The 11,930-nt window shown below is 72.9% G+C and carries 9 protein-coding genes; 3 read left to right on the top strand and 6 right to left on the bottom strand.

Features of this window, described 5'->3' with window-relative positions:
• Positions 1–18: 18 nt before the first annotated feature.
• From KBX43_RS00140 to KBX43_RS00125, 4 genes are all read right to left on the bottom strand, one after another.
• Positions 19–261 carry a DUF5988 family protein gene (locus KBX43_RS00140; RefSeq protein WP_104112198.1) on the bottom strand — a complete coding sequence of 81 codons (243 nt, stop codon included), beginning with the start codon at positions 259–261 and terminating at the stop codon, positions 19–21.
• A gap of 254 nt (positions 262–515) precedes the next feature.
• Positions 516–1,253, bottom strand: a complete 738-nt coding sequence (locus KBX43_RS00135) for an ABC transporter permease (RefSeq protein WP_210882146.1) — start codon at positions 1,251–1,253, stop codon at positions 516–518.
• Positions 1,250–2,191: an ABC transporter ATP-binding protein gene (locus tag KBX43_RS00130; protein WP_210882144.1), complete on the bottom strand. Its 942-nt coding sequence runs from the start codon at positions 2,189–2,191 to the stop codon at positions 1,250–1,252. The genes KBX43_RS00135 and KBX43_RS00130 overlap by 4 nt, the downstream gene beginning before the upstream one ends.
• Positions 2,192–2,495: 304 nt before the next feature.
• On the bottom strand, positions 2,496–3,161 hold the full coding sequence (locus KBX43_RS00125) for an HAD-IA family hydrolase (RefSeq protein WP_210882142.1): 666 nt from the start codon (positions 3,159–3,161) through the stop codon (positions 2,496–2,498).
• Between the two features lie 197 nt (positions 3,162–3,358).
• Between KBX43_RS00125 and KBX43_RS00120 the strand changes: the two genes are divergently transcribed.
• Positions 3,359–4,771 (top strand): acyl-CoA synthetase, encoded by a 1,413-nt coding sequence (locus KBX43_RS00120; RefSeq protein ID WP_210882134.1) that lies wholly within the window; start codon positions 3,359–3,361, stop codon positions 4,769–4,771.
• Here the strand turns inward: KBX43_RS00120 and KBX43_RS00115 are convergent.
• Positions 4,768–5,430 (bottom strand): 4'-phosphopantetheinyl transferase, encoded by a 663-nt coding sequence (locus KBX43_RS00115; RefSeq protein ID WP_064445435.1) that lies wholly within the window; start codon positions 5,428–5,430, stop codon positions 4,768–4,770. The two genes, KBX43_RS00120 and KBX43_RS00115, sit on opposite strands and share 4 nt — an antisense overlap.
• Before the next feature lie 156 nt (positions 5,431–5,586).
• Between KBX43_RS00115 and KBX43_RS00110 the strand changes: the two genes are divergently transcribed.
• A complete protein-coding gene (locus KBX43_RS00110; RefSeq protein WP_064445434.1) occupies positions 5,587–6,024 on the top strand; it encodes a cold-shock protein in 438 nt (145 codons plus the stop codon).
• A gap of 42 nt (positions 6,025–6,066) precedes the next feature.
• Here the strand turns inward: KBX43_RS00110 and KBX43_RS00105 are convergent, their stop codons facing one another.
• Positions 6,067–7,440 (bottom strand): AMP-binding protein, encoded by a 1,374-nt coding sequence (locus KBX43_RS00105; RefSeq protein ID WP_210882132.1) that lies wholly within the window; start codon positions 7,438–7,440, stop codon positions 6,067–6,069.
• A gap of 1,272 nt (positions 7,441–8,712) precedes the next feature.
• Here KBX43_RS00105 and KBX43_RS00100 point away from each other — a divergent pair.
• Positions 8,713–11,568 carry an AAA family ATPase gene (locus tag KBX43_RS00100; protein ID WP_210882130.1) on the top strand — a complete coding sequence of 952 codons (2,856 nt, stop codon included), beginning with the start codon at positions 8,713–8,715 and terminating at the stop codon, positions 11,566–11,568.
• The last annotated feature ends 362 nt before the right edge of the window (positions 11,569–11,930 follow it).

Genomic DNA, 11,930 nt, shown 5'->3' with positions numbered 1-11,930 from the left:
GACTGCTGCGTCCCTTCGCTACTCGGCGATCCGGGTCCGGCCGGTCCAGCGGAAGACCACCGGCTCGACCGTCGCGGCGGCGGCGCCCCGCTCGAAGTGCTCGTACCCGCCGTAGTACAGGATCTTGATCTTCTTCTCGGCCCTGGACACCCGACGGCTGCGCAGATCGGCCGGCAGGCCGGCCGGGCCGCCCTCCAGGACGACATCGATGACGCCGGCGGCGTCCCGGGCGACCGGATCAGCTTGCGAAACGTCCTTCATGGCACGACCTCCGTCGCATTCCGCACACCCCACGAGCCGCCGCAGGGGCGACGCGGTTCGGTCCACACAGGTCCAACGACACCCGTTGCCGGGTGAACGGACGCTCCGCGGTCGAACGTCCTTGTCCGGTGAGCGGCCACCCGTTCAGCTCCGAACGTAGTGCAGATCACATTTCGTGAGCACCCTTAGCGCACCCCTAGAAACGGCCCTGGGCAGCGACGATGCCGGCGGACCAGCCCAGTCGGGAGGCGGGCTCACTCCCAGCGGAAGAACCGCGTCGCCCCCAGGGCGGCGACGGCGGCCGTGACGGCCAGGGCGATCAGCTGCGGCAGCTCGGGGTCGGCCCCCGCCCACGCCGCGCCGATGGTGTCGACGGTCGCGCCGAGCGGCGAGTAGTCGGCCACGGCCGCCAGGGCACCCGGCATCCGGTCGCGGGGCAGCCAGGCGCCGGCCAGGAAGAGCAGCGGGAAGTACAGCGCGGGGCCGATCGACTGTGCCGCCCGGGCCGACGGCGCCAGCGCCGCGATCAGCAGGCCGACGGCGAACAGGCACGCGACCCCGAGGAGGAAGGCCAGTACGAACCCGGGCAGGTTGGCCGGCGCTGGCTGGTCCAGCAGGAACCGCACGGCGATCGAGGTGACCACCGCACCGAGCACGCCCATCACGAGGTTGACCACGACCTGGGCGACCAGCAGCAGCGCGGGCTGCACCGGGGTGGTCGCCAGACGGCGCAGGATCCGGCGTTCCCGGTAGATGCCCAGCGCCATCGGCAGGGTGAAGAGCGCGAGCATGCCGATGGTGAGAGCCAGCGCGAGCGACGGCAGGAACGTCTGCTCGGCGTGCTGGCCGGTGTCGGCGGCGGTACCGGCACGCTGCGGCAGGCCGAAGACGAGCATCAGGCCGATCGGCAGGGCGAAGACGAAGAACAACGACACGGGCTCCCGGAGGAACAGCTTCGTCTCGACGGCGATCAGCTTGGACAGGGCGCTCACGACGACCTCCCGTCGGTCGGGGACTGCGCGGCGGCCCGGCCGCCGCGGCCGGTCAGGGCGACGAAGGCGTCGTCGAGAGTGGGCTGCTCGACCCGCAGGTCCGTGTAGGTCGTCCCGCGCCCGTTGAGCACTGCCAGGACCGACTGGAGCACGTCCTTCGTGCCGGTCACCGTCACCTCCGCCCCGTAGCGGCTGACCCCGGTCACGTCGGGCGCGGCGAGCAGCAGGGCGTCCTCGACCGGCTCCGCCGGGCGGAAGTGCACCCGGTGCTCGCTGCCGACCCGGGCGAGCAGGCCAGCGGGGCTGTCGATGGCCACCATCCGCCCCTTGTCGATGATCGCGATCCGGTCACAGAGTCGTTGCGCCTCCTCCATGAAGTGGGTGACCAGCACGACGGTGACGCCGCGGTCGCGAATCCGCTCGACGAGATCCCAGGTGTCCCGGCGGCCCTGCGGGTCGAGGCCCGTGGTCAGCTCGTCGAGGATGGCGATCTCCGGCCTGCCCACCAGCGCCAGGGCCACCGACAGCCGCTGCTTCTGCCCGCCGGAGAGCTTCTGGAAGTAGGTGTTGCGCTGCTCGGCCAGGCCGAGGTCGGTCAGCAGCTCGTCGATGTCGGCCCGGTTGCGGTAGAAGGACCGGTACAGGTCCAGCGCCTCCCGCACCCGCACCTTGTCCGGCAGCTGGCTCTCCTGGAGCTGGGCGCCGACGCGCTGGCGCACCTCGGTGCGGTCGCGCACCGGGTCCAGCCCGAACACCCGGATGGTCCCGCCGTCGGGACGGCGCAACCCCTGCACGCATTCCACAGTGGTCGTCTTGCCGGCGCCGTTCGGGCCGAGGACGCCGAAGATCTCGCCCTGCTCGACGGTGAAGGAAACGTCGTCGACCGCGACCTTCTCGCCGTACCGCTTCTGCAGATGATCGACCTCGATGACCGGCATCCGGGATGGTCCTCCTTCATGTGCGGTTTGCCGCCGGGAAGGGCGGACCACTCGGCTGATCGCGGCGTCGGTCCGCGGCAACGGGCCGGACCCGGGCCGACCGACGCCCGACATCATCCGCGCAACCGATGCCCCGATCAACTGATCAGGTGACGAATCGGGGGTGTCGAGGCGGGAAACCATCCTCCACAGGGGTACCGCCCGGCGACAGGGGTGTCGCCCGGTCACGCCAGGTGTCCGGGCGTCCCGTCCGGGCGGGCGGCGGCTCCGGGCGGCTTCTCGCCCACGGATCCGGTGTGGCTCGTCACCGCCGTGCCGGGCAGAGCGGCAGCAGCTCGTCGAGCCGGGTCAGAACGACGTCCGGGCCGGCCGCGCGCAGCGTCTCCTCGTCGGACTCGCCCCACAGCGCGGCCACCGCTGTCACCCCGGCCGCCCGCGCGCTGGCCAGGTCGCTGGGCGCGTCGCCGACCATCAGCGCCTCCTCCGGCCGGGCCCCGAGCAGGTGCAGCGCCCGCCGTACGATATCGGGCGCGGGCTTCGGGCGAGGCACCTCGTCCGAGCCCACCACGTGGTCGACGAGCGGCAACAGGTCGAGCCGGCCGAGCAGGTCCCGGGCGCGTACACCGCTGCGGCCGGTGGCCACGGCGAGCCCGATCCCCCGCCGACGCAGGGTGCGCAGCAGCTCCGCCGCGCCGACGACCCGGCTGACCCGGTGTGCAAGGCGGTTGCTCTGCCGCACGAACGGCTCGGCGAGCGTCGCCGGCAGACCCATCAGCTCCAGCACCTCCGGCAGGTACCGGCCCGGGTGGCGGCAGTACTCGTCGACCGGGGCCAGGCCGTCGCCGACCACCTCGGCGTAGGCGAGGGCGAACGCCTCTCTGGCCACGGCGAGGCTGTCGACCAGCACCCCGTCGAGGTCGAACACCACCGCCCGGACACCGTCGGGTGCCGCCGTCGCCCTCGCGACCATCGATGTCACCTCCCCGCCCGCACGACCGCCACGGCCGGTAGGGGTGGCAGGCCGCGGAGACCCCCGACTACGGTCAGGACCGTTCTCCCGGCCCACCGGCGGCGCACTCGCCCGCCCGGATCCGGCGGTACCCCACGACCCTACCGGCGTCGCGGCCCCCGGCAGGGCTCGGACCGGGCCGCTGAGAGGATCGCACCATGCCGCTGCTGGGCTGGCTGACGAAGGGCACCGACGAGCACCCGGACGCGATCCGGGTCGGCGGCCGGGCGGCGTCCTGGGTGGAGCTTCGCCGCCTTGCCACGGCGGTGGCCGACGAGCTGCGCGGCGTCGACCGGGTGGCGATCGAGGCCACCGCCACCCTGGAGACCGTGGTCGGCGTGGTGGGCGCGCTGACGGCCGGGGTTGCGGTCGTGCCGATCCCGCCGGACGCCGGGCCGATGGAGCGCGATCACATCCTGCGCGACTCGGACGCGACGGCGCTGCTGGCCCCGGCCGGCGCGGAACGCACCGTCGGTGACGCCGGCCGGCCCGTCGTACCCGTCGACCTGACCCGCCGGTCGGACACCGTCCACCCCGAGCCGGATCCGGCCCGCACCGCGGTGATCCTCTACACCAGCGGCACCACCGGCGCCCCGAAGGGCGCCGTGATCTCCCGCCGCGCGATCGCCGCCTGCCTCGACGGGCTGGCCGACGCCTGGGCATGGACGCCGGACGACCTGCTGGTGCACGGCCTGCCGCTGTTCCACGTGCACGGGCTGGTGCTCGGCGTGCTCGGACCACTGCGGCTGGGCGGCCGGCTGCACCACGTGGGCCGCCCCCGCCCCGACCGGTACGCCGCCGCCAACGGCACGATGTACTTCGGGGTGCCGACGGTGTGGTCCCGAATCGCCGCCGACCCGGACGCGGCCCGGGCGCTGCGTCCGGCGCGGCTGCTGGTCTCGGGCAGCGCGGCGCTGCCGGCGGCGGTCTTCGCCGACCTCGCCACCCTCACCGGTCACCGGGTCGTCGAGCGGTACGGGATGACCGAGACCCTGATCACTGTGAGCGCCCGGACGGACGGCCCACGCCGGCCCGGCACCGTCGGGCTGGCGCTGCCCGGGGTCCGTACGCGGCTGGTCGGCGACGACGGCACCCCGCTCCCGGCCGACGGGGCGGCGATGGGCGAGCTTCAGGTCACCGGCCCCACGCTGTTCGACGGCTACCTCAACCGTCCGGACGCCGACGCGGCGAGCCGTACCCCGGACGGTTGGTTCCGCACCGGGGACGTCGCCACCGTCGACCCGGACGGCTGGCACCGGATCGTCGGCCGGGCGTCGACCGACCTGATCAAGAGCGGTGGCTACCGGATCGGCGCGGGGGAGGTGGAGGACGCCCTGCTGACGCACCCGGGGGTCCGTGAGGCAGCCGTGGTGGGCACACCGCACCCCGACCTCGGTCAGCAGGTCACCGCGTATGTGGTGGGCGACGGGGTGGGCGAGGCCGAGCTGATCGACTTCGTGGCCCGGCACCTTTCGGCGCACAAGCGACCACGCGAGGTGCGCCTGGTCGACGCCCTGCCCCGCAACGCCCTGGGCAAGGTGCAGAAGACGCGGCTCAGCGCCGACGGTTAGGACGCGACCGCCGGGATGCTGATCGCGGTGACCACCAGTCCCCGCTCGACCAGGAACCTGCCCGCGAACGCCCGCACCTCGGCCCCGCCGAGCACCGGACCGGGCACCAGCAGCCGGGCCTCAAACGTGCCGGCCGGGTCGAACACGATGTCCGCCTCGGAGAAGTCCAGCCACTGGCCGGTGAGCGGGAACCACGCCTTGTACACCGCCTCCTTGGCGCTGAACAACAGGCGGTCCCAGCAGACGGCGGGGCGGACCGCGGCCAGCGTGACGGTGCGCGACCGTTCGGCCGGCAGGGCGATCGCTCCGAGCACCCCGTCGGGCAGCGGGGCGTGCGGCTCGGCGTCCACCCCGAGGCTGGCGAACGCCGCCGTACGGCCGACGACCGCCGCCCGGTAGCCATCGCAGTGCGTCATACTGCCGACCACGCCGTCGGGCCAGAGCGGGGCACCGCGTGCGCCGGAGACGATCGGCGCCGGGGCGAGGCCCAGCTCGCCGAGGGCCAGCCGGGCGCAGTGCCGCACGGTGGTGAACTCCCGGCGTCGTTTCTCCACCGACCGTGCCACCAGCGCCTCCTCCTCGGGGAACAGGGTCACGCCGGCGGGATCGGTGAAGGACTCGGACACCGCCACGGTGGAGGGCAGGATCTGCTCGATCACGTTGGCCGATGGTAGGCGCTGCGGCACCCCTCGCCGCGGCGGGCCTCGGCGATAGGTGCACCATAGGGGTCGGGTACGGGTGCCGGCCTGCACGGGACAGGTGCCACTCTGAGCGCCGTCCCGGTCCTGCGGGCGGGGCACCTGGATTTGGGGCGGATGGACGCGGGAATGGCGATGCTCACTGGCAAAGTGGTGCGGTTCGACGAGGTGCGGGGCTACGGGTTCATCGCCCCGGACGACGGCAGCGACGACGTGTTCGTGCACGCGAACATGCTCGACGGCGACAAGTGGGCACTGACGCCCGGCGTCCCGGTCGAGTACGACGCGGTGGAGACCGAGCGCGGGCCCAAGGCCGTGCTGGTGCGGGTGTCCGGCGTCGCGGTCGGCGGCGGGCGCAGCAGGGACAGCGGACAGGCCACGGGCGGCGCGGAGGACGACGAGGGCCTGTGCGACGTCCTCTCCGAGCGGGCCTTCTCCGCGGAGACCACCGAGGCGCTGGTGACCTCCGTGTCGGACCTGACCGGAGCGCAGATCGTGGCGGTACGTGCGAGGATGCTGGAGCTGGCCCGGCGGCACGGCTGGGTGGAGGGCTGACCGTGGCGGGGGCGGGTCACCGCTGCCCCCTGTCCGGCCGGCTCAGCCGCCGGCGATCAGCAGGGACTTCCTGATCCGCCCGAAGGCGCTGCGCGGCAACTCGTCGACGAAGTGCACCCGCCGGGGGCGCTGGCCTGCCGAGAGGTACCGGCCGACGTGGTCGATGAGCACCTGCGCGGTCACCCCCTCGGCGACGACGTAGGCGGTGACCTGCTCGCCGAACGCGTGGTGCGGCGTGCCGACGACGGCGGCGTCGCGCACGCCGGGGTGGCTCAGCAACGCCTCCTCGATCTGCCCGGCGGGCATCCGCCGGCCCCGGCTGTGCACCACGTCGAGCCCGCGTCGCCCGATGATCCGGTACGTGCCGTCGGGGGCCACGCTGGCCAGGTCCCCGGTGGCGTGCCAGCGACCGGCGGCGAGGCTCCGCCCGCCGACGTACCCGCTGAACAGCATCGGCCCGCAGACGCTCAGCTCGCCCGCCGACTGGCCGTCGGCCGGCACCGGCCGGTCCTCGCGGTCCAGCACGCGCGTCTCGACGCCGGGCAGGGGGGTGCCGACAGCGCCCGGCACCGTACGGTCGCCGGGGCGCCCGGTCAGCGCGACGAGCGTCTCGGTGGTGCCGTAGGCCTGCACCGGCCGGTGCGAGGTGAGCAGTCGGAGCCGTTCGGCCACGGCGCGGGCCAGCGGGCCGTCCGCGGAAACGAGGATCCGCGCCGCGGACAGCGGCCGGGCCCGGTGGCCGTCCAGCGCTATCTTCGCCCACTGGTCGGGCGACGCCAGGTGCACGGAGCCGACCGGCCCGGTGCCGGCGTGGTCGAGGTGGACGAAACGGCTGCCGGCCCGCAGCGCGCCGAGCAGGCCGACGACCAGACCGTACGCCCGGAACAGCGGGGTGCCCTGGACGACCACGTCCTCCTCGCTCCAGTGCCACGCACGGGCCAGAAGGTCGAGGTCGGCGGCGATGGCGCGGCGCGAGATGCGCACCCCTCGTGGCGGCCCTGATGCGCCACCTGTGTAGAGGATGACGGCGTCGCTGCCCGGGGCGGGCTCGGGATGCCGCGTCGAGGCGTGTTCTCGCAGGTCGACCGGGATCGTGGACAGGCCGTCGGCCCCGGACGGGGCACGGCCGAGGATCACCGTCGCTCCGGACTGCCGCAGGATACGGCGGCGTTCGCGTTCGTCGGCGCCGGGAGGCAGCGGTACGAGCGGTGCCCCGGCGAGGAGGGCGCCGAGCATTCCGACCACCGCTTCCAGCGTCGGTGTGCCGTCGACCGCGACCGCGGTCGCGCCCCTGATCCGATCAGCGACGGCGGTGACGCAGCCCAGCAGGGCCTCGCTGGAGAGGGCTTCTCCGGCCACCGTGACCGCGTCGGCCCGATCCGCACCGAATCCACGCAGCACCGGCAGCAGTGTCATCTCCGCTATCCCCTGCGCGGGGCCGCAACGAGTCGCGGCGGCAGCTGGGACATCACGACGGCCACAGAACCCTTCAGGTCTCGGGCCTGCACGGCCCCATGTCCGGCTATCCAGACGGTGGAGACCGGGTGCCCCGAAATTAGGGCCGGGCTATCGTCGGGCACAACCCCTAGCCGCCGAGTCCGAATCCCCCTGTCCGGGCCTACTGGCCAGCTAGGACCGAATCCCGGCCGTCCTGACACAACGGCCGACACGAGCGCTCACTCCGGCTCGGCGAACAATGCAGAGGCCGCATTTGTCCTCAGCGAGCGAAAATCGACCGTAAAACGTCCTCCTCGATGCCCGGCAGCTCGCCGTCACGGCTTTATCGCATTGACGTGTGCCGCATGAGATCAGCCTTCGGGCCGGATGGGACCGCAGGCCTCCGCAACCAACGGGACACTCGGATTCATAATTCTTTTTCATACATAATCGCAGAATCTCCCAAACGTCCGAATCGTGGCCCGCCGACGCACACCAAGCCTCGACCGCCGGCAGGGCCGGACAGGCATCGATCGCAGTTCCGGCATCAATGCCTTACATCGCAACAATCGAGCGCCTCCGGCAATTGCCGGAGCCCCGACCGGACCCCACGGCCCCGCCCCGGGGGCGGACGACACCTCCACAGCAGCTTCCGGCACCACGCCCGCCCGCGCCGGGATCGGCACGGGCGGGGTCACGAACGCCGAGTTCAACGACGATGACGCCCAGCTCGACGCCTCCGCACGCCGCGACCGCGGCAGCTTCGAACCTTGCGGCGAGAGCGACCGGTAACGCCCGGACGTCGGATTAGCACGGAAGAGCCCATTCGCCAATCAGCAGGCGGGCCGAATAAGCGGAACCATCGGCTCAGGAGAGCGCCCTGTCACGGTACGGGACCAGCCGGCGACTTTCCGTCGCCACCCCCGGTCGGGTCACCCGAGACAAGTAACCCATGTTTGCCCATCCTTTACACAACTCGGCTTGCCGCCCAATTGCCCAACTGCCATACTCCCACCATCAAGCAGGTCGATAGGAAGTGTCGACCCCGAGAGAGCTGGGGAATTATCGCCGACGCACACGGGAACACGGCTCGCAGCAGCCAACCGGTCAAGTCGGTCGATGGCGCACCGGCAAAGCTCGACACCAGTCGATCCTTGCCGATAATGGAATGGGTCAAGAATTGCCGGTCTCCAATTTGGTCGAGCTGCCGGGCCGCACCGGGCACCCGGCCCTCCCCCGGAGGGGGCGGTGATGGAGCTGACCGAGCGTTCGAGCCAGCTCGGCCTGCTGGAGCGCCGACTCGCAGACCTGCTCCGCGGCGGCACCTCGCCGACCGACCGGCCGGTGACCGTGCTGACCGGCCCGGTCGGCTCCGGCAAGACCGCGCTCTCACAGGCCTTCGCCCGGCGCGCCTGCGACGCCGGAGCACGGGTCATCGGCGCGAGCGCCTCCCGCGCGGAGCGCAGCGTACCGCTGGAGGTCGTCCGGCAGCTCGTCCGCGCGGTGCCGTCGTGCGCCGCGGACGCCCCCGACATCCGGGCCCGCCTCGCCCGGCTGCTGGACGCGGGCGCCCTCGCATGGAGCGACGCCGATCCGGCGGACGCGGAGAACGCCCGGCTCACCGCCGCCATCGGGCGCGCCCTGCTCGAACTGACCTCGCGGGGGCCGCTGGTCATCGTGGTGGACGACATCCACCACGCGGACGTGCCGTCGCTGCGCTGTCTCGATTACGTGGCCCGGCGGCTCTCCGGCCTATCCGTGCTGATGGTCCTGACGGAGGCGCCACGCACCCGGCCGTGGCAGGCGGACGTGCACGCCGAGATGCTGCAACCGGCGAAGCTGCACCGCATCCGCCTGCCGCTGCTCACCGCCGAGGGGACGTTCCAACTGCTCGCCCAGCGGCTCGACATCCCGCTCGCCCGCAGCATCGCCGAGGAGAGCCACCGGATCAGCGGCGGGAATCCGCTCCTGGTGCACGCGCTCGCCGATGACCAGGCAGCCGCGCCACGGTCCGCCGGCGCCCCGGCGGTCGGCGAGTCGTTCCGGGAGGCCGTGCTGAGCTGCCTGTACCGCTGCGACCGCCTGGTGCTCAACGCCGCCCGGGTGCTCGCCGTGACCGGCGAGCCGCTGCACGGCAGCCTGCTGCCGCATCTCGTCGACGCCCGGTTGCACCCCGCGCTGGGCGCTGTCGACAAGTCGACCAGCGCGGGGCTGATCGACGAACAGGGGTTGCGCCATCCGGCGGTGACCCAGGCCGTGATCGACGGGATGACCGCCGAGGAACGCGTACGGCTGCATCTGGGAGCAGCCCGCCTGCTGCACGACGACGGCGCGCCCCCGGCCCGCATCGCGCCGCACCTGGTGGACATCGGCGAGCTGGCCGAACCCTGGATGGCGCAGACCCTGCTGGACGCCGGCGAGCAGGCGCTGCTCGACGGCGAGGTGGAGACCGCCCTGCGGTACCTGCGCCGGGCGCACCGCAGTGGCGTCGGCGAGTGTCTGCGGGCGCGGATCCGCTCCGCGCTGGCGCGCGCCGAGTGGCGACTCGACCCGCAGGCCACGATCCCCCACCTGGTCAGCGTCGCCACCGCCATCCGGGCCGGGCACCTCGGCAGCCAACAGGCCGCCGGTCCCATCCAGTACCTCCTCTGGCACGGTGAGATCGACAAGGCCGTCGACCTGGTCAGGCACCTCAGCGAGCGGTCGGATCCCGCCGATCCGCAGTCCGTGGCCGAGCTGCTCATCATCACCGGCTGGATCTCGACGCTCTATCCCGGGGTCATGGTCGACCGGCCCGCGCCCGCCGTGGCCGCGCGGGATCCGCTCACGCTGGCCCGGGTCAAGCACGGGCTCAGCGGAGTCATCCTGCTGTCCGGCGTGCTGGCCCGGGGTGACGCGGGCGTGGTCGAGCAGGCCGAGCGGACACTGTCGACCACCGGGCCGGACGACGAACCGCACATGTGGAGGGTCATCTGCGCCCTCATCGCCATGATCTACGCCGACCAGCTCGACCTGGCCGACGACTGGTGCGACCGGCTGGACCGCCACCTCGCCACCCCGCACCACCCCACCCCCTCGGCCACGCTCACCGCCCTGCGGGCCGCCGTCGCCGGCCGGCTCGGCGACCTCCCCCGCGCCGGCAAGCTGGCCGACGAGGCACTGGGGCAGCTCTCGCCGAAAGGCTGGGGGGTGGTGATCGGGATACCTCTCGCCGTCCGGATACGGGCCCTGACCTATATGGACCAGCTCGACACGGCGGCCGCCTGCCTTCAGGTGCCGGTGCCGCCGGCGATCTTCGAGACCCCGCTCGGGCTGCACTACCTGCACGCCCGCGGGACGCACGCCCTCGCCGCGGGAAGCCCCGAGGCCGCGCTGGCCGACTTCCAGCTCTGCGGGCAGCTGATGCAGCGGTGGCAGCTGGACTTCTCGGGCCTGGTGCCGTGGCGCACCGAGTCGGCTCGGGCACTGCTCCGGATGGGCCGCCGTCAGCAGGCGCGCAAGCTGGTGCGCGACGAGTTGGCCCGGCTGCGGCCCGTCCATGTCCGGTACCGGGCCGCGGCCCTGCGGGTTCTGGCCGCGACCGAGGAGGGACAGGAACGGATCCCGCACCTGCGCAGCGCCGTACGGCTGCTGCGGCAGTGCGGCGACCGGATGGAACTGGCGCACAACCTTGCCGACCTCGGTCACGCCTACGAGCAGGCCGGCGACCGGCGGCAGGCCCGCGCCGCGACCCGGTCGGCCCGGGCTCTCGCGGAGGAGTGCGGCATCCCGACGTTGTGGCCCAGCGCCCTGTCCACCAGGGACGGCGCCACCGGCAGCCGGGCGGATGCGGCGGTCCTGGTCCAGGGCCTGACGGACACCGAATCCAGGATGGCCACCCTGGCCGCCCAGGGTCACACCAATCGTGAGATCGCCGAGAAGCTCTTCCTGACGGTCAGCGCGATCGAACAGCGGATGACGCGCATCTACCGGAAGCTGGACGTCAACTCGCGCGGCGAACTCGCCGGACGGCTGCGGTTCGACCGCTCCGGCACGACGGTGCTGGATCCGCTGACGCGGGGCACGGACCCCCCGGGCGGCCGTCCGTCCGGCCCTCGGCCGCGCTGATCCCGGTCGGGCTTCCGCACGGAACAGCCGACGGGCGTCACGCGACCGTCACCCTCGCCGACCGTCGCGAAGAGTTCGCTCACCACCACTGTGGGTACCATCGGCGTGCGCCGGGAGTCGCGGTGTGGCACCATCGAGCCGTACGCCCCGGCACCAGCCGCTCACCGGCGTGTCGCCTCCCCCGGGCCGATCGGCTCCAACACCCATCACCCCGAACCGCGCAACCCCTAAATGCCTTCCGGGGCCCGCAGGTTTGGATGCGAAACGATGGGGTCTCACGCCCGTTGTCGCACCATCATGCCGGTGCCAGACTCGCCTCGACACGCGGACCGTACGGCGAGAAGACCGGTCCGACGAAGGAT

This window comes from Micromonospora sp. C41 (genome assembly GCF_018070485.1).
GTDB classification, from domain to species: domain Bacteria; phylum Actinomycetota; class Actinomycetes; order Mycobacteriales; family Micromonosporaceae; genus Micromonospora; species Micromonospora chalcea.
This window is presented reverse-complemented; position numbering and strand designations above follow the sequence as displayed.